This is a genomic window from Planktothrix paucivesiculata PCC 9631, from assembly GCF_900009265.2.
GTDB lineage: Bacteria > Cyanobacteriota > Cyanobacteriia > Cyanobacteriales > Microcoleaceae > Planktothrix > Planktothrix paucivesiculata.
Genome location: NZ_LR735021.1, coordinates 34,815 through 55,368, shown reverse-complemented (window position 1 = coordinate 55,368; position 20,554 = coordinate 34,815). Strand labels below are relative to the sequence as shown.

Here is a 20,554-nt window from a genome sequence, read left to right as displayed (position 1 = left end):
AAGATAATATTACCATTAGGTAGTAAACTTGCTCGATATTTTAATTTAAAAAAAAATATACTTATAGGACTTACGCACTGACGCTAAATATGATGGACTGGTGCGTTACTAACGCATCCTACAAATAGAGCCTGTGCGTAAGTCCTAACTTTGACTTAAACCTCCTAAGCAAGGAGTATTAGAGCTAACAAACCGTTTCTGATGAATTACGCGACTAATCCAAGCACTGCATTTCCACGAGCATTGGGATCGTCACTGTAATAAAATTCTTTGTAAAGTTGTTTGAGTTCTTCTCGGCTTAGTGAACCATCACCGTTAATATCTAACTTGGAAAAGACTTCTGAAGCCTCTGAGTCACTAATCCGATAAGACTTCAAAAGATCTGTATACTCCTTTAAGGAGATATTGCCATCTTTATCCTGGTCTATTATGTTGAATAGTAAATCAACATTTGCATCAATTCCTGCTGACTGAAAATTTTCGTCAAGCAGCACATAATCAAAATATGACAGCCATGCTTCTAATTTCACTTCCCCATCTTGGGTTAGTCCTGCTTTTTGGTGCAGACCATTCCAAAAGTCCCAGAATACAGACTCAACTGTTTGATAATCGTCGCTTTCTTTCTGATATCCAAGTTTTGTATTTAAATCTTCTATGTATGACTGAAAATCAGATTTTGCAAGACTTTGACTGGAATCGAAGTCATAAGCATCGAACAATTTTTTCAGTTTTTTCTGCTGTAATTCGGTCAGTGTCATAAATGATCTCCTTAAGTTTGGGAAAATGAGATTTCTTGCCAGCTTTTCTACATAACCATAACTAACTTATGCAACTGTCACACTTTAATCAAATGGCAGGATGACCCAGATTCTAAATAAGATCGAGAGTATCCAGGTTTGAGCTTAATAGAGTTCCCTACTAATTAAACCAGTTGCGTAAGTCCGGCTCGCCGATCAAGCTATTCACAACTATCTCATATTAGCTAACTAATGGCAAGTTTTTCTTCATTTATTAATATTTCTTGACCATTTATTTCAGGACTTAAGTAGGTGGTCATAAATAAAGTCAATAATAGAAAAAGATTGTTTAGGATAATTCTTGAGAGTTACTCAGGGAATTAAATCGCAAGCGATCGCAGGTACAATCATTTCTTTCGTTTCTATCTTCAATGGCTTGAATCACAGCTTGGCTCAAATCATATTCATCTTCAAACATTCTTCCCGCCAGTTCATGAGTTTTTAATTGATGCCATTCTGGTTCGATTTCATTCAATTCAGGGCTATAAGCAGACAGGAAGAAAAATTCTAATTTTTTGTCTTGCCACTCCCTTTCTTTTTCTTGTATTTTTTGACTTTTATGGACACTGTAGTTATCTTGAATCAGTACGGTAATTTGTCGAGTATTTTGAAAATGCTTTTCAGCTTTTTCCGCTTGCCAATCTATAAATTTTATGTAATTCTCACTTGTAATTCCTGACAAACTTAAACCGTACTCAAAACTTTTTCCTTTTTCTAATACTCCAATTACATTCAATCTTTTTCCTCGCTTTTTCGTCTGGTTTATTTGTTTCTGCTTCCCCTTTTTTACATAGGTGTAACTCACAGGACTCCATAAACAAAAACCTGCCTCATCTAAATATTTTAATCTGACCAAACCCTCTTCTTCATAACGCTTTAACGTCTCCAAATCTCTTTTCTTGCTCGCTGTTTTTTCGGGATTCTGTTTTTTCTTTAAACTGGCTTTTGTTCTTTTCCAGCGCCAGTCTTTTTTTTTTAAGATTTTTCTAATTCTTTCTGCGCTTAGTGCGATCGCTCTCTCTCGCAGAAGTTTTTCCGACAGTTGACGGCTATTATAAGTTCTTTCATCTGACTCTATACAAGTTTCTAAATATTCTATATCTTCTTCTTTCCACCTCCGTTTTCTTCCCGAACGAGGAGCATCAAATAATCCTTCTTTTTCTTGATTTATCCATCGAGTTATTGTTTTTCTTACCATGGCTTCTGAACACCTTAAAGTCTGGGCTATTTTTGAGACCATCCATCCTCCATCACTAAACATTAATATATCTATTCTCTGCCTTGTTCTTTTCGGAACTTTCTCTTGCTGATACAGAGTTAGTAGCTCTTGTTTTTCTTCTTCTGTTAGTTGAATTCTTAACCTCAGTGGCATGACTATTCCTCTGATATTTCTTCATTTCTTATTTTAACTCTATTTATGACCACCTACTTAGAGGCTTTTAAAGAATATACGGGACATTATCCTGAGTCAGTCCATGTAGATAAAATTTACCGAACTAGAGACAACCGAGCTTGGTGTAAAGAAAAGGGGATTAGAATGAGTGGCCCCCCGTTAGGTAGACCTCCAGTAAATATTAGTAAAGCTACTAAGAAGCAGGCGTCAGAAGATGAAAAGATTCGGAATTCTATTGAAGGCAAATTTGGCCAAGGAAAAAGAAGATTTAGCCTGAATCGGATTATGAATAAACTAGCTCATACTTCCGAAACGGCAATTGCTATTACTTTTTTAGTCATGAATCTCTCTGTGATTCTTAGACAGATTTTGGGGTCAATTTTTTTATTCCATTACTTTTTTCAAGTCATTGATTATGACAAGTTATCTCTTAACTCATTACCTCGAAAAAAACTTATCTGACCTTCTGACTTCATTAGCTAGTTAATCATTCGTTTCCTTTTCTGTTACTTTTTCAGCAAGCCCTATTTAGGTAAACAGAAAATATACAAACCCATACTTTCCCATTTTGGCCAGAGTTTTTTCACCTCATGGCATTGATGTATCGGGCTATTATCTTGGACAATCACTCTCATCCGTCCGGTTTTTTCCGCATCTTGTGCTTCTTGTTCCATCATTTAAATACTTTAAGTCAATTTCTCCAGCCGCAGCCGATAATTCCAACATCTCTAAATCCGCCTGTTTCTGAGCACGGACTATCGGATCTTGTTTTCCTTTGTGGCTCTTTCTGGCTCGCTTCCAATTCACCCCCTTTTTTTGAGCACCCGTCTTAATCTATCGGGACTCAATTTAACTGACCGTTCTTGTTCCAGCTTTTGGGCTAATTGCTCAGAGTTGTATGTCCGGGATTCTTTTCTGAGACATTCTTCTAAAAATACTAAGTCCTCTTCTTTCCACTTGGCTTTCCCCCCGCGACCTGGTTTTTCCCATAACCCTTCTAGCCCCAACTTTTCCCATTTGTGCAACACTTCTCTGACTGTCTGTGCCGTCCAATTGAAATAAGTTGCTATTTTTTCCACGTACCAACCTTGTGAGTTTAAGCGAATCACTTCGGCTCGGTCTTTGACTTTTTGTGGCACATCTGCTGTTCTGAGCTTGAACAGGATTTTGTCTTGCTCACGAGTCAGAAATACCCTTAAACGAGCACCCATATTTTTACGACCTCGGTAGATTTCTTTTCCCTCTTCATTTATCTTTACATACTTTTGTTTCTTCCTGCCTACCTACTTACATTTTGGCTATTGGGGTGAAAATAATCCTGATGCCAATCTTGGTGAGGCAGCCGATCGGCTGACTCAGATTATGATTGATAAGTCAGAGATCCGTCAGGGGGAACGTTTCTGCGATCTTGGATGCGGTGTAGGTGTCCCAGCGATACGGATTGCAAAAGCCAAAGAATGTTTCGTTGATGGAATTACAATCAGCAAGTACCAATATAACAGGGGGAAAGAGCTAGCCGAGGAAGCTGGGATGTCCGATCGAGTTCACTTCATCCAGAGCAATGCGTTGCAAGTACCCTGTGACGACGCAACCTATGACGGAGGCTGGTTTTTTGAAAGTATTTATCACATGGGGCACCGCGAAGCCCTACGAGAAGCTTATCGAATCTTGAAACCAGGGGCGACATTACTAATTGCGGACTTAATAACAGGGCCAAACACTAGCGAAGAATTCAAGATGTTTGCTAAGGAACAACTGCATTCGGATCATATTCCAAAGGAAGACTATCCAGAACTGTTTGATACCGCTGGTTTTGACCTGATCGAAATTGATGACCTAACCGAATTTATGATGCCTTTTATGGTTCCGAAGGTTAAAGCCGGGTTCAAACAGTATGAAGCCGAAAATCTGCAATATGTTCAGAGTGAAACGATCGACGGTTGGCTCCAAGTATTTGAGTGTGTGTGTGTGAATCTTGGGTATATATTGGTAAAGGCAAAAAAAAGAGTTTATCCTTAGAGGATAGTAATTGCAGGCGAACGCCTGCCTCTCCCTCCCCCTTTTTGTAGTAAATTTGATTATGGTTTGATTTGTGAGTGAAAAGAGGTGTCAATACAATTAACAAATTCACCTACTTAACCAGGAGTTTTTCCCACTAAATCTCAACCTTATCGACCCAACTTTGATAAAATTCTCTGAGCTTCAAGACGGGTCGATCGTGTTTGATATAAACCCCTCTCCTATCATTATTTAGAGTATTCCAAATGGGTACATCCTCTTCAAAAATAAGTTTGTTTAGACGACTAAAAACTGCATATAAAAGTATATCCAGCAAAAAAAATCCAGTTTTCTTGATCGCAAATAAAAAATGCCCGGTTGTATTGTTTTTACCAACTGGCGTGATTCCCTGTAGCATCGAATAGGCTTCTTTGCCATCGTTACAATATGAGGCTAAATGTCCACTAGGCCAGGTGTCTACTTGACCCTTCGTTATTTCAACACTAAGCCCTAAAATCTTCACTAATGAACCTATTAGACCACCATATTTCTCAATCTTGTTTTCTATTAAAATGCTATACCAAGCTTCATTTTTAGGACTTAGTTCGTTTTGCTTATCGACACCTAGAGGAAACTCATCAAGCAAAGTGACTTCAGTGGAAATAAGGGGCGCATTATGTACTGTAACTGCATGACGATAATCATACGCATTTTCTAGTATCTGTAGTGCCGAGGTTTTGGCATTGAATGTTAAGGAAAGAGACATATAATGCTGCTTGTCTTCAGCAGGTGGAAACTCAGGCAGGGAAAACAGAGGAGTCTGGGTACCATACCAGACCCAAATGTAACCATATCTTTCTTGTGTGACATAAATTGCCTGACGCGCAGTTGGGGGAATATGGTCTATCTCAGGGATGGAAACACATTCTCCAGAGTTATCGTACCGCCAGTGATGAAATGGACATTGAAGACACCCCTCTTTTACCTCCCCAAGCGCCAGGGTGTTTTCATTGTCGGGGGTAAAAAAGAAAATAAAAGTGATCTTTTTTTGGTAAAATCAAAGAAAGATCACTTTTATTTGATTTTAAAAAACTATGTTAAACAGTATAATCGAACAACTGAAGTTAGTCAAGGATTTTCGGAAAAATCGTGGTAAAAGACATGAATTATGGGTAGTGTTGACTATCATTGTTTTAGCACTGCTAACTGGCAATGTTACTTATAAGCAAATAGATAATTTTAGAAAAAATGAAGAAAATAAGCTAATTAAATTATTAGAAACTAACACTAAAAAATTGCCGTCTTATAGTACCATAAGACGAGTAATGCTCGGAATAAATTCAATAGAAATTCAGTTGGTTTTTCAGTCAATAGTCCAGGAATATTATTGGCAACAAGAAGGCGTTGATTGGATTGCGATCGATGGAAAATCTTTAAAAAACACCCTGACTAACTATGAAAATCAGAAACAAAATATGTTAATTATGGTATCTTGGTTTAGTCAAGAAACAAAGTTAGTAATTAAATCGGAAAGTTTTGAAAGTAAACAAAGTTCTGAAAACGCTAAAGTTCTGTCTATGATAGAAAAATGCGGGTTATTAAATAAAGTATTTACCCTCGATGCTCTCCATTGTAGTAAGGAAACAACTCAGGCAATAATTGAGAGCAAAAATAATTATTTAATTACGGTAAAAGGGAATCAAATTAAATTGCACAATCGGATCAAGATTTTAGCAGAAATCGAAAAACCTTTAACGGTATATGAAGAAAAAGATGTCAGTCATGGGCGAAATATTAGCAGAAAAGTATCAGTATTTGATAGCCAAAATGTCAACCATAAAAATTATCCTCATCTTCAAAGTTTTATTCAGGTAGAAAGAACGGGTTTTCGGGGTGATCAAGAATATAATGAGACTTTATATTATATTAGTAGTCAGAAATTAAGTGCGAAAACATTTGCAGAAAAAATTAAAGCACATTGGTTAATTGAAAATCAAGTACATTGGGTCAAAGATGTGAATTTTAATGAAGATAAATCAAGAATAAAAGGCATAGACGTAGCCGGAAAATTCTCGTTATTAGTAACATTAATTTTGAATATATACAGAAGTTTGGGTTTTAGCTCAATAAAAGAGGGACAGTCATGGTTGGGAAATAATTGGGAAAAGATTTTAGCGATCGCCTGAATTAATTAAGTTTTTAAAACTATTTTTCTAAAAAAACATTCAAAATATTTAATAATAAATAGTCATAAAGTCTTATTAATCAAGACAATGGCTATCTTTTGCTGTTAATAAATATGAAAATTGTTCATTCTTAATATTTCCCACTTATCTGATGAAAATTAGAGAGAATTTGATCGGAAAAATTGATAATTTTTTTTGAAGATAGCGATCGCATTTGGGAAAATGAAAACCCCCTGCCCCAAGCGCCAGACTAGCGCCCATGTGGGAACAGAAACGCTCCATGAGTACTGGCTTACCCTTTGCATCTCGCCAAACAACCAAGGACTGAGCGAATAACTCAATGGCTTTTGGCTTTTTCCCCAATTCTTTAGAGAGCATAGCGATGTACCAACTGGCACTCAGATTCAGGGGATTTTTCTCGACTCCTGTTCCTGTTTCTGATCGGTCGAGCCTTCGCTCTGAGGCTTTCTCAAGTTCTTCGCTCATAAGACAAAATGAGTCTGAAATATAAGAAATATATCAGAAATTTATTTTTCAGAATATAAAATGTCACAAAATTTAATAATCGGCTGGTGTGGCTTCTCTTCTGAGAAAATGGTGATGTGATTATTGCAGTATGTCTGGAGCCGATCTTTAATGAACCCATTGATTGATAGGGAGTTTACCCTGTGAACACTTACGAAAATTTAAGATTAATCACGCAGTACAGCAGACATTTGGTGATTCTTTGTGAACCTAACGGAATGATGCAGGACAGTATCGCTGGCAGGATGGAAACGATCGATTGTCTCGTTCTGAAATCACCATCAAAAAATATCGCTGAACGTTTCCAATGCTATGCGTGGCAGCTATTTACAGAAATTCAACAGTTACTCACAACGAAACAAGAAGGAAAAATTCTACTTCAGTTGGTAATTCGTAATTGGCCTGAACATCAGCTTTTTGCTGGTCTTGCTGGTTTGCTGATGACGGCTCACCTGGAAAACCCAAATCTGATCGGTCAACTAATAACCATAGCACCGAATGAGGATGCAGAAGATATTGTTGCCAAACTAAAAACGAATGCTCAAACGCCTTTAGACCAAAAAATTGATTATCACAACGGAGACCGTCGGATTGGGGGATGGAAGGAAATACTGATTTCTAACGATGAAGTACTTATCCCTTGGAAGGAAAAGGGGAAATATCTAATTACTGGAGGTCTTGGTGGTTTAGGTTTGATTTTTAGTAAGGAGATTGCCCAACAAATTTGTGATGGAACGATTATTCTTGCTGGTCGATCGCCACTTAACGAGACGAAGCAACAGCTAATGCAAAGCTTAGAGAAATTATGTATAAAAAGTAATACACATATTGAATATCGACAAGCGGACATTTGCGATTCGCAAAGTGTTACAAATTTGATCGAAGATATTAACCAAAATTTCGGTTATCTCGACGGTATTATTCACGCTGCTGGTGTGATTTACGATAACTTTATTATTAAAAAAACATCACAAGAGTTAGAAAAAGTACTTGCGCCCAAAGTCATGGGATCGGTGAATCTTGATGAGGCGACTAAAGACCAACCATTAGACTTTTTCTTTTTCTGTTCGTCACTAGCGGGTGCTATAGGTAACGTCGGACAAGCGGATTATGCTTGTGCTAACGCCTTTATGGATTGCTATGCGAAATACCGTAATCAACTTGTGCAATCACATCAACGTCAAGGGCGGAGTTTATCAATTAACTGGCCCTTATGGCAAGAGGGTGGTATGCGAGTTGATGAAGCGATCGAGAAAATGATGGCGCAAAGTATTGGTCTAGTTGCTATGCCTACTTCGGCTGGCATTCGTGCTTTGTATAAAGCCTTTGCTAGCAATCAGGATCAGGTGATGATCCTAGAGGGTGATGTGGCTAAACTTAAACAATTCTTTTTGAACTTGCCAGAAAAAACAGTTCGGTCTCAAGGAAGTGATTCTCAAACTGTTCTGGATGACAGGCAACTAAAACAAAAAACCCTTGACCAATTAAAAAGTTTATTTGCCGAAATAACTAAGCTACCTTTAAACAAGATCGATCCAGAAGAACCTCTAGAAAATTATGGTATTGATTCAATCATAATTAGCCAGTTAAATCACAAGTTGACTGAGAGGTTAGGCTCTGTATCTCAAACTCTATTTTATCAATTCCAAAACTTAGCTGATTTAGCAGATCATTTAGCCACAAACTATATGGATGGTTGCCGGAAATGGATTGATTGGAATACCTCGATCGCTATTCCAGATCTAAAAGTTGAATCTGTCAAAACTCAGCCTGTTTTAATACCAAATATTGCTACAAAACAACCGATCGCTATTATCGGATTGAGTGGTCGTTATCCAAAAGCGAAAACAATAGCCGAATTTTGGCAAAAATTGCAAAACGGCGAATACTGCATTGAGGAGATTCCTAAGCAGCGTTGGGATTGGCAACATCATTATCATCCTGATCGCAATCAAGCAGTGAAATTAGGAAAAAGTTATAGCAAATGGGGTGGTTTTTTAGAGGACTTTGATCGATTTGATCCGATATTTTTTAACATGACTCCCCGTGAAGCAGCTAATATTGATCCCCAGGAACGCCTATTCCTTGAGGAAAGTTGGAAAGCACTAGAAGATGCTGGGTATTCACCTTCCCATATATCGGCTGATTTACGGCAAAGAATTGGTGTTTTTGCCGGAATTACAAAACAAGGCTTTAATTTATATCGCACAGAATTTGAAAATAGCGATCGCAACGCTATTTTTCCAGCTACATCTTATGCCTCTCTAGTAAATCGGGTTTCTTATTTCCTGAATCTCCAAGGGCCAAGTTTCCCGATCGATACGATGTGTTCCTCTTCTTTAGTTGCTATACATGAAGCTTGTGAATATATTCGTTCTGGTAAGGGAGATATGGCTATAGTTGGGGGTGTAAATTTATATGCACATCCCTCGTCATATCTCGAACTTTCTTTAGGAAAATTTGTTTCCAGCAGTTCGATTTGTGCTGCTTTTGAAAAAGATGGTGATGGTTTTGTTCCCGGAGAAGGAGTTGGGGTTGTTATTCTTAAATCTTACGATCGAGCGATTAAAGATCGCGATCGCATCTATGCCTTGATTCGAGGTAGTGCGGTCAATCATGATGGTAAGACAAATGGCTATAAAACCCCCAATCCTGAACCGAAAGCCGCTGTGATTCGCCAAGCTTTGCAAGATAGTGGCATTGATGCGCGAAGCATCAGTTATATTGAAGCCGCAGCACAAGGTTCAGAAATGGGTGATGCGATAGAAGCAAGTGCATTGACCGAGGTTTTTCGTGATCGTTATCATGTTGAAGGAGCCTATCGCATTGGCTCAGTCAAACCCAATATCGGACACTGCGAATCAGCATCGGGAATGTCGCAACTGACCAAAGTCATTTTATCATTGCACAATAAAACCCTAGTACCCACCTTGCGTTCCAGAGAACTCAGTCCTAGTATTGATTTCCAGCGACTACCCTTTGAGTTACAACAAGACCTTAGCGAATGGAAACCCGTGAGCGTCGATGGAGTAGAAGTCCCTCGGAGAGCCGGGATTATGAACATTGGCGCTGGCGGGGTGAATGCTTGTGTGATTGTGGAGGAATACGCTGTTAATGTAGAGCCTGTGAGCGAGAGCCAGGAGCCTGTATTGTTTGTTTTATCAGCCAAAAATGAAGAACGCTTAGAACAATATGTTCAGGACTGGTTAATCTACTTAAAGAATCATCAAAATCTCAATCTACGATCGATAGCTTACACCCTACAAGTAGGCCGGGAAAGTATGACCTGTCGCCTAGCTTTTGTAGTTAAACAATCGGAGGAAATTGAGAAATATCTTAATCGTTGGCTGGAAACCCGTGAACTAGGTGAAGTAGGTTTTTACGGTGATTTAACACAAGCGAAAATCAAGAATCCAGAAGCAGTAGCAGCAAGGGTAAAAGAAGGTGATGCTGATAATGCTCTCGCTGTGGCTGAACTTTGGGTACAAGGTAATACTATTCCTTGGGATGAGTGGCATAATGAAAGAATTTTAGACAGGATTAATGGTTTGCCAACTTATCCTTTTGTGAGAAGAACTTGCTCGATCGTTCCTCATGAGAATGAATTTTCAGAAGCTGAATGTAACTTAGAGAATAATCTCAACTTAGAGCCAAGCGGAGAAGAAAATAAAGTCGTTGAATTTTATACAAGAATGTCACAAGAATGTGATGAAGAATTTCAGGAAGAGTATTTAACTTTCGGCGCTTTTCCCCAAAGAATTCCCGGCTTTTCGATGACTCGTGTGGCTATGAATGCAGCAAAGTATCCCGAAGAACTAGAAATGATTAAAGAAAAACAACGGGAAGTCCGTCAGGTTCTTTTTTGTCGGGAAAACTTTGCCAAAATTCACACTGTTCTTGATATTGGATGCGGTCATGGAACGGATGTAATTCAAATCGCCGCACTTTATCCTCATATTCAAACTGACGGTTTTACCATTACCGAATCTCAAGCAGTTTTGGGAAATCGCCGGATTGAAAATATGAATTTGGGTTCCCGCGCTCATATTTATCACAAAGATAGTTCAAAAGATAAATTCCCTGATCGCTGTGACATTATTCTCGGCGTTGAAGTCACTTTTCATATTCGTGATAAAGATGCTTTGTTTCGGAAAATGGCAGACGCGCTTAGTGAGAACGGAAAAATTTTGCTCATGGATTATATCGGCAATCTGCGAGGTAGTATTGTCGATCCGAATGTGGAAATTAGTATCCCTACTCAACAACAGTGGATTGACCTGTTATCAAAACACAATTTAATTATTGATGAAATTATTGATGTATCGAGGGAAATTTCCAACTATCTTTATGATCCAGAACACGCTGAACATACCAAGCATTTGCCGAAAGTGAGTCAGGATAGTTATCGTAATTATGCTAATCAAGCGATCGCACTAGAAAAAGGTTGGATTACTTATAACTTGTTAAAATTGAGAAAAGATACTCAGCGCAGCGAACAAGAACGGCGTGATTATAACACCCGAAAAATCGCCAATCAAACACCATATAGCCACGCATTAGATGAAATGTTGCGGATTGGTCATATCCCTTATCCACCAATGGGAGGACTGAAAAAAACTGAGCTATCTGTGAACAAGTCTAAAGAAATTTTGCCTCCCACACTTAATGAGAATATACCTAACTTAGAGAAAATAAAAAGCATCCTAGTCAACATTTTTGTTAACATCTTAGGATTTGCAGCACAGGAACTCAAATCTATAGAACGACTTCAACTTGGAGAATTGGGAATTACTTCTATAAATGCAGTAGAATTATTGGAAGCTATTAACACAGAATTTGATCTGTATTTGCCCAGCAGTATAATATTTGAGTGCCATAATTTAGAGGATTTAGCCCAATATATCCAAGTTGAATTAGGGCGTAAACCGATTAGATCATGGAATTACAATCTATTAGTAACAGCAGAAAAATATGCTGCATTTATTGAAGAGAAAATACCTGTAATAAACAACAATACAAACAATGATATTGCGATTATCGGCATTTCCTGTCGCTGTGCTGGAGCCAAAGATCAAGAGCAATTTTGGCAGGTAGTTAGTCAAGGGAAAAATTGTATTGCCGACCTGAATAAACCCGAATGGCTTGACTATATCGCCTCCCATTGTTCAGAAACTTTTCCCATTCGCTATGGCATGATGCCCGATTTAGATTATTTTGACTCGCTGTTTTTTCATATCTCACCCAGAGAAGCCAAAGCGATGGATGCAACCCAACGCATACTTTTAGAAGAATGTTATCGCGCTTTAGAAGATGCAGGTTATAAACCTTCGTCATTAAAGAAAAAAGCTGTAGGAACTTATATAGGTGCGATGGGAAGTGCTTCACTCGGCAAAGGTTTTTCCCATTTTGATATGCTCGGTTCAGAGACAAGTATTCTATCAGCACGTATAGCTTATTTCCTAGACTTAAAAGGCCCTGCACTGACTATTAATACAGCTTGTTCTTCTTCTTTAGTTGCTATTGATGTGGCAAGCAAAGCTTTAAAAAATGGTGAAATTAATCTTGCTATTGCTGGAGGCGTGACATTTTATCAGCATCCTGGTACTTTTATCGCCATGCACAATGCAGGGATGCTTTCTAAAACGGGTCAGTGCCGCCCCTTTGATAACAATGCCGATGGAATTGTAGTTGGTGATGGAGTTGGTGTTGTTATTCTTAAACGTTTGCAGGAAGCCCAGCGCGATGGCGATGCAATTTATGGCATTATTCGAGGTTGTGGGATTAATCAGGATGGACAAACTTCTAGCTTGACTGTTCCTAGCTTTGTTTCTCAAAGTGAATTGGAAAGTTCAGTCTATCAAAAGGCTAATATTAATCTGGAAGATTTACAGTATATTGAAGCTCATGGAACAGCTACTAAACTCGGCGATCCGATAGAGATTCATGCACTTAATAAAAGTTTTCAGTCCTTTACCGCAAAACGAAAATTCTGTGCGATCAGTTCATTAAAAGCTAACGTAGGACATACAACCGCTGCCGCTGGTGTGTTAGGTGTGATTAAAGTTTTGCTGAGTATGAAACACCAACAAATACCACCATCAATTAACTTTGATCGGGGCAATCAACACATTGATTTTGATAACAGTCCTGTTTACGTTAATACTCAGCTAAAACCTTGGCCTCTGAATGCACAGGGTTCACGTCTGGCGGCGGTTAGCTCATTTGGTTTTAGTGGCACTAACGCACACTTGGTTCTGGAACATTATATTCCTCGATCGCCAACAGAAATCAACGTATTTAGACCAGGCGTATTTCTACTTTCTGCTGAAAGTGAGTCAACTTTACAACACTATGCCTACAATGTAAAGCGATATCTGGAAGATAATCCCGGCATTCAATTTGAGCGTTTCTTGTATACTTTTCAAGTAGGAAGGGAAGCGTTTACCTATCGTTTAGCTTTAATTGCAAATAATCAACAAACTCTGATTCAACAGTTAAAACAATGGCTTGAAAATAGAGAAAAAAGCACAGAAAATGAAAAATTAGTTAGTAGAAATAATCAGGAAGAAACAGCCTTAATTCAAAAATTAATATCCGATCGCAAAGTAGAACAACTTGCTCAGTTGTGGGAGCAAGGTACATCGGTAGATTGGAGTGTTTTTTATCAATCTGGATTATTTCATCGATTAGCAGGGTTGCCTACTTACCCTTTTACTGGCGAGTATTTTGGTAGCGATCGCGAACAAGAAGTAGAACAACTGCCAACAGTGTCTTCATCTTCATCAGAAACTTTAATTTGTTATCCACACTGGCAAGAAAAAGCTGTTACCCAAACTGTTGAATCGTTAGAGTATGATCTGCATCTCGTCTTATTATCTGGGATGGATCATATCTCTGTGGTGGAGATGCAACCCGAAATGCCAAGTGTTGAATTTGTGCATTTAGCATCTGCTCACACTTTACCCAACAACACAACTTTAGAGAAAATTTATCAGGATCATTTTACTAAAATATTTGAAATTATTCAGGAAATTCTCGTTAGTAAAAATCGGGGTAAAACCTTTATTCAATGTGTGGTTCCTCAACAAACAGAAAAACAATGCTTATCGGCTATTTCCGGTATACTCAAAACGGCTCAACTGGAAAACCCAAAAGTATTCGGGCAGGTAATTGAAGTTTCTGCTGACGAGACGGAAACTAGTCTGCTGAAGAAACTCAATGAAAATTGTCAATGCCTAGAAGATAAGCAGATTAGGTATTATCTTGGGCAGCGTAAAGTATTGGCATGGAAAGAGCTTGTCATTTCCAATCGCACTTACCAAACCCCTTGGCGAGAAGGAGGCGTTTATTTAATTACTGGTGGTGCAGGTGGTTTGGGCTTGATTTTTGCCGAAGAAATTGCTACTAAAACCCAGAGTTCTACGATTATTTTAACTGGGCGATCAGACCTAAGTTTAGAAAAGCAAAAATCTCTTTTTCATCAACTGCAAAAACTTGGCGCAAGGGTAGAGTATTGGCAGGCTGATATCAGCAATAAAAATGATGTCGATCTGCTCATGCAACGAATTACAAAAGAATATGGTTCCTTGAATGGTATTTTACATTGTGCGGGGATTGTGCGGGATAATTTTATTATCAAAAAAACCTCAGCCGAGTTTCAGTCAGTGTTGGCTCCAAAAGTAGCAGGTGTGATTAATTTAGATGCAGCTAGTAAAGATTTGAATCTTGATTTTTTGGTGTTGTTTTCATCAATTTCGGGCACAATGGGCAATAGAGGACAGGCTGATTATGCGATCGCTAATGCCTTCATGGATGCCTTTTCCAGCTATCGTAACGATCTAGTCAAAGCTGGGCAACGATGGGGACAAACACTTTCTATTAACTGGCCCCTTTGGGAAGCGGGTGGAATGCAACTGGACGCTCACCACAAAGCAGCAATGAAGCAGAGCGTGGGACTAGAAACGATCAATACAGTCCAAGGAGTTCAGGCATTATTTAAGGGGTTGGCTTCAGGGCCAAGTCAGATTTTAGTAGCAGGCGGTCATCTTCCAACCTTGAAAAAATGGCTGCTAAGAGAGCCATCAACGGAAAAAACATCAGATCGATCAAAAATTAATCTAAAAGGAAATAATCAGGAAAAATCACTGACACAGGTTGAAAAACAACAGCTTCAGGAAAAAACTTTGATTCAACTAAAAGGTCTTTTGGGAGAATCTTTCGGTTTAGCACCAAGTCGGATTAAAGCATCAGACGCATTTGAGCATTACGGTATAGACTCCGTGATTATTATCCAATTGAATCAGGAATTAGCAAAGGTTTTTCCAGAAATTTCCCAAACCTTGTTTTTTGAATACCAAACATCACAGGCATTAGTTGCTTATTTGGTTGATGAATACCCGCAGGAGTGCATGACTTGGACTGGGTTGAAAAACAAAAAAGCGATCGCCAAATCTCCTTTACCTGAAACTACAATCAGTAAATCGAAAGTGCTAAATGTGGTAAACTCCCAAGTCACAGAAGCGATCGCAATTATTGGTGTCAGCGGGCACTTTTCCCAAGCCGATACACTACAAGCTTATTGGCAAAATCTCCTAGCAGGAATTGACTGCGTTGGCGAAATTCCTAGCTCACGTTGGTCATTAGAAGACTTCTTTGTTGAGGATGCCGATGAAGCGATCGCCCAACGAAAAAGTTACAGTAAATGGGGCAGTTTTCTCGAAGGTTTTGCAGATTTCGATCCGCTGTTTTTTGGCATTCCTCCCCGTGATGTCTTAAGTATTGACCCCCAAGAACGCTTATTTCTCCAAGCCTCTTGGGAAGCACTAGAAGACGCTGGCTACACCCGCGACACTGTACGGGATATCTATCAACAACAAGTTGGAGTATTTGCCGGAATCACCAAAACAGGCTTCGACTTGTATGGCCCAGAACTATGGAAACGCGGCGAACAGGTTTTTCCCCATACCTCCTTTAGCTCAGTCGCCAACCGCACATCTTATTTTTTGAATTTGCAAGGCCCAAGTTTATCAATTGATACGATGTGTTCATCATCCTTAATCGCTATTCACGAAGCTTGCGAACATTTACGTCGTCAAAACTGCCAACTTGCCTTCGCAGGTGGAGTTAACTTATATCTGCACCCCTCCACTTATGTACAGATGTGTGCGTTGCGGATGTTATCGAAGGATGGCAAGTGCAAAGCCTTCGGTAAGGGCGGTAATGGTTTTGTGCCTGGAGAGGGCGTAGGGGTGGTTTTACTTAAACCATTATCTGCGGCTATTCGCGATCGCGACAACATCTACGCCATTATTCGCGCCAGTCATGTGAATCACGACGGGAAAACCAATGGTTACACCGTTCCTAACCCAAAAGCCCAAGCAGATTTAATTCGCCAAACACTCAATAAAGCAGGCGTTGATGCCCGCAGTATTAGCTACATAGAAGCACACGGAACAGGAACAGAATTAGGAGATCCAATAGAAATTACTGGCTTAACCCAAGCCTTTAACAAAGAAACAGCCGATACTGGCTTTTGTGCCATAGGTTCTGCAAAATCCAATCTGGGACATTTGGAAGCTGCTTCAGGTATAGCCGGACTATGCAAAATTATCCTGCAACTCAAGCACCGCCAGATTGTTCCCAGTTTGCACACAGAAGATTTAAACCCCAATATTGCTTTTGATAAAACACCTTTTGTTGTGCAGCAGACTCTTTCGGAGTGGAAAAGACCTATTGTTGAAATCAACGGCGAAGTCAAAGAATACCCAAGACGAGCGGGTATTTCTTCCTTTGGTGCTGGCGGCTCAAATGCACATTTGATTATTGAAGAGTATGCAGAGGAGGATGTTTTCGAGTATGTCAATGAGGATATTCATCAACCTGTAGCGATCGTATTGTCAGCCAAAAATACCGAGCAACTTATTAAAATGGCTGACAATTTAAGGCACTTTTTAATTGCTCAAACTGAGGCTAAACTACTCCGATTAGAAGATATTGCTTACACTCTTCAAACAGGACGCGAAGCAATGGAAGAGCGTCTAGCAATGATTGTGAGCAGTTTGGATGAATTAGAAAACAAACTCAAGTCCTTTGTTGAAGGACAGGAAGATATTCCACTGCTTTATCGGGGGCATTTGCAACAGGATCGAGATTTACTGGCAGATTTTGCCAGTGAAGAAGAGTTTTCCACCATAATTGATGAATGGATCGCATCAAAGAGAATAAATAAACTGCTAAATCTGTGGGTGAGAGGTTTCACTATTGATTGGCAGAAGTTCTATGACAACCGCAATCCCCAACGTATTAGTCTTCCTACCTATCCCTTTGCTAAAGAGTTTTATTGGTTCGATCTCCCAGGACTCGCTCAAAGCAGTTTCGATCGCCAACCAAACACAACTCAAGATAGTGCAACCTCACGAAAAATTCATTATCTACAAAAGTATTGGGTACTTGATGAATCAAGATTTGATCGATCGCAATACCAAAAACAATTAACGGGAAAAGTTGCCATTCTCAGTAATCAAGAAACGCTATTACTAGCGACTTTGCTGGCAGAAGAATTTCCTAACAGCCAGATCGTTGAATTCAATAGCATCAAGTCACAACTGGAACAAAGTGATACAGATTGGAGTGAATACATCGGCTGTATAGATCTTTTGGGTTGTTGTAAAGGCGAAATAACAGAAGATTCCCTTGACTGGATATTGTGGTTTCAATGCCTGATCGAAAAAGGATCTAGAACTAACCTGAAACTGCTGGGTATAACTCAAGGTTTAGAGTCTTTTCAAAACGACGAGGTAAATTTATCTGGTGCATCTCGTGTAGGGTTGTATCGGATGCTGCAAAGTGAGTATAGTTTTGTGCAATCCCGTCATGTTGATATTGAGCCTCGACTGAAAACGGCAGCTTTGGCAGAACAGATTGCATCAGAGTTTTTGTTGAATGATGATAACTGCGAGGTTTGTTGCCGCGATCGAAAACGCTATGTGTCATGTTTGACAGAGCGTGTACTAGAAGCACCCAAAACACAAAGTACAGAACTTCAGTTTGCAGAGGAAGAAGTGCTATTGATTACTGGAGGAACAGGCGGCTTAGGGCTTTTATGTGCTCAACATTTTGCCCAACATTATGCAGTAAAACGCCTGGTACTAACCGGAAGGGAAACACTACCTCCCAAAACTGAGTGGGCTACTCCGCAAAATGACAAGGTACAACAAAAGATCCGTGCTATTCAAGCACTAGAAGCGCAGGGTGTCAAGGTAGAAGTTTTGTCACTGAATTTAAGCGATCGAGCAGCTGTCCAAGAAAGTCTGCGCCAAATCACAACGAACTTTGGGCCGATCGCTGGTCTTCTTCATTGTGCTGGAATAGTGGACTCAGAAAATCCGGCCTTTGTTCGTAAGTCGATCGCAGACATAGCAAAGGTGCTAGAACCTAAAGTGGTGGGATTGCGATCGCTATTGAAGCAATGCCAACAGCAGCCATTAAAATTTGCCGTCTTGTTTTCTTCCGTATCCGCCATTATTCCCAGTCTGGCTAGCGGACAGAGCGACTATGCAATGGCTAACACTTATATGGATTATGTAGCAGAAGCCACAGGCGGTATCGTGGTTAGTATTCAATGGTCAAGTTGGCAAGAAGCCGGAATGGGTGCAGCGAATACCCCAGCATATAAACAAACAGGACTACTTCATCAAACCAATCAAGAAGGGCTACAACTGTTAGATAATATACTTACATCCAAGATGGGGCCTGTGGTTTTACCTGCTGTTGTTCATTCTGCTTCGTGGAATCCCCAACAACTAATGAAGCATCAGAACAGACAAATAAATAGCACACAAACATTAATTCAAAACCAACAAATGCCAGCATTAGCAGAACCTCTCACACAGAGCAACATTTCTAACAAATTTACCCTAGATAACTTAATCAACTTATTTTCACAAGAATTAGGTATCGCTAAACAAAAATTAGATCTAGACAAATCCTTTGCCGATTATGGCTTGGATTCTATCTGGCTGGCTCAACTGACAAGCAAAATCAATCAACAACTTATTGAACCAATCGCTCCCTCCAGCTTATACGAATATTCATCATTAAAATCCCTCGCCTCTTGGCTGACCAGCGAACAAGCATCCGCTTTAAAAAATACAATTATTCATCAGAAAATCGAGCCGAAAAATAGCGAACACACCACACAAATATCTCCACCTCTCGAAAAAAGCCAGCCTCATATCTCCGGTATCACTTCACCAAAATCCTCATCGCCAAAGCCATTAGAAATTGCCGTAGTTGGTATGTCTTGTCAATTTCCAGGGGCAAAAAATCTGGATGAATATTGGACTTTATTATCAGAAGGTAAAAGCTCGATTTGTCCTGTTTCGGGAGATCGCTGGTCTAGCCCAACACCATTTTATGCAGGCTTAATTGATAATATCAGTGATTTTGACCCCGCTTTTTTCCTGATTCCGCCAGAGGATGCAAAGGTAATAGATCCCCAGGCATTTTTAGTATTAGAAGAATGCCTAAACTTGTTTTATCACGCAGGTTATACTCTGGAAGAGATTAAGGGCAGTGCCACTGGAGTTTTCTTGGGTGCCCGCAGCCAACATTTTGTGGATGCTGCCGATCTTTATCAAGCGAAAAATCCAATTGTATCGGCACAGAATTATCTAGCTACTCATGTTTCGCAGTTCTTTGATTTAAAAGGGCCAAGTTTGGTGATTGATACGGCTTGCTCTTCGGCTCTAGTAGGGATGAATTTTGCTATACAATCATTGCTTAGTGGCGAGATTGACTCAGCTGTAGTTGGAGGTGTTAGTCTTCTGGTTAACGAAAATGCACATCGGATATTTCAGCAACGTAATTTGTTAAATCAAGGATCGAAGTTTCATATTTTCGATCGACGAGCTTCTGGCATCACTTTAGGTGAAGGAGTCGGACTAGTGTTGTTAAAAACTTTACAGCAGGCGCAACATGATCGCGATCGCATTTACGCCATCATTAAAGGACTAGCAATCAATAACGATGGTCGCACAGCAGGCCCAGCAACACCAAATATCAAAGCACTAAAAGAAGTTATGCAACGCGCCCTAGCCCAAAGTGCTAAACAACCACAAGATATTATTCATATTGAAGCTAACGGTTCTGGTTCCGAAGTAACTGATTTGCTAGAACTTAAAGCTATTGAAGCAGTTTATCGCAGTGAAAACAAGACACCTTGTAGCTTAGGTTCCATCAAGCCCAATATTGGACATCCGTTATGTGCGGAAGGTATTGCTGGCTTGATCAAACTAGTGTGTATGTTAAACCATCAGCAGCAAGTACCCTTTTTATCTGGGCAAATGCCCTTGACACATTACAATATAGACACTTCGCCATTTTATTTCTGTCGTCAATCAAGTGCATGGATGGAAACTTCGCCACTTGTGTTTGCACTCAACTGTTTTGCCGATGGTGGCACCAATGCACATATTATTATAGGAAGTTGGTTGCAGGAAGAATCTGGTAAGCAACGACAAGCGATAACACCACCTCAGCTAAAACGGGTAAATGTTCGAGGAAATAGTTTCGTTCCTGAAACAGTCATCGAGGAAAAAGTAGCACAAGACACAAAAGAAGCCAGCCATAACCCCTGGTGGGGCGACAGCACATAA

9 protein-coding genes and 1 pseudogene are annotated in these 20,554 nt (G+C 39.6%); 4 read left to right on the top strand and 6 right to left on the bottom strand.

From position 1 onward, the window contains the following. Window positions 1-206 precede the first annotated feature (206 nt). Both PL9631_RS17660 and PL9631_RS17655 read right to left on the bottom strand, forming a co-directional pair. The gene (locus tag PL9631_RS17660) at window positions 207-758 is read right to left on the bottom strand and encodes an EF-hand domain-containing protein (RefSeq protein ID WP_083622341.1); all 552 of its coding nucleotides are present in this window, start codon (window positions 756-758) and stop codon (window positions 207-209) included. Between the two features lie 328 nt (window positions 759-1,086). Beyond that, entirely contained in the window at window positions 1,087-2,169 is a 1,083-nt protein-coding gene (locus PL9631_RS17655; protein WP_083616166.1) for an IS630 family transposase, read from the bottom strand. Window positions 2,170-2,226: 57 nt separating this feature from the next. Between PL9631_RS17655 and PL9631_RS17650 the strand changes: the two are divergent. Beyond that, window positions 2,227-2,652: pseudogene (locus PL9631_RS17650) on the top strand (transposase); the annotation flags it as partial. Window positions 2,653-2,714: 62 nt separating this feature from the next. Here PL9631_RS17650 and PL9631_RS17645 read toward each other — a convergent pair. Both PL9631_RS17645 and PL9631_RS17640 read right to left on the bottom strand, forming a co-directional pair. After that, window positions 2,715-2,867, bottom strand: a complete 153-nt coding sequence (locus tag PL9631_RS17645; RefSeq protein WP_156090615.1) for a hypothetical protein — start codon at window positions 2,865-2,867, stop codon at window positions 2,715-2,717. 126 nt (window positions 2,868-2,993) lie between these two features. Continuing rightward, window positions 2,994-3,401: a helix-turn-helix domain-containing protein gene (locus PL9631_RS17640; RefSeq protein ID WP_083622340.1), complete on the bottom strand. Its 408-nt coding sequence runs from the start codon at window positions 3,399-3,401 to the stop codon at window positions 2,994-2,996. Between the two features lie 19 nt (window positions 3,402-3,420). Here PL9631_RS17640 and PL9631_RS17635 point away from each other — a divergent pair, with 19 nt between their 5' ends. Beyond that, on the top strand, window positions 3,421-4,209 hold the full coding sequence (locus PL9631_RS17635) for an SAM-dependent methyltransferase (protein WP_083622338.1): 789 nt from the start codon (window positions 3,421-3,423) through the stop codon (window positions 4,207-4,209). Between the two features lie 136 nt (window positions 4,210-4,345). Here PL9631_RS17635 and PL9631_RS17630 read toward each other — a convergent pair whose 3' ends face one another. Next, the gene (locus PL9631_RS17630) at window positions 4,346-5,188 is read right to left on the bottom strand and encodes a Rieske 2Fe-2S domain-containing protein (protein WP_407947596.1); all 843 of its coding nucleotides are present in this window, start codon (window positions 5,186-5,188) and stop codon (window positions 4,346-4,348) included. A gap of 94 nt (window positions 5,189-5,282) precedes the next feature. On the opposite strand from PL9631_RS17630, the gene PL9631_RS17625 reads away from it, so the two are divergent. Beyond that, window positions 5,283-6,374, top strand: a complete 1,092-nt coding sequence (locus PL9631_RS17625; protein WP_083616174.1) for an ISAs1 family transposase — start codon at window positions 5,283-5,285, stop codon at window positions 6,372-6,374. Window positions 6,375-6,518: 144 nt separating this feature from the next. On the opposite strand, the gene PL9631_RS17620 is transcribed toward PL9631_RS17625, so the two are convergent. Then, the gene (locus PL9631_RS17620; protein ID WP_083622337.1) at window positions 6,519-6,860 is read right to left on the bottom strand and encodes a Rieske 2Fe-2S domain-containing protein; all 342 of its coding nucleotides are present in this window, start codon (window positions 6,858-6,860) and stop codon (window positions 6,519-6,521) included. Between the two features lie 182 nt (window positions 6,861-7,042). Here PL9631_RS17620 and PL9631_RS17615 point away from each other — a divergent pair, with 182 nt between their 5' ends. Continuing rightward, on the top strand, window positions 7,043-20,554 hold the full coding sequence (locus PL9631_RS17615) for an SDR family NAD(P)-dependent oxidoreductase (protein WP_156090614.1): 13,512 nt from the start codon (window positions 7,043-7,045) through the stop codon (window positions 20,552-20,554).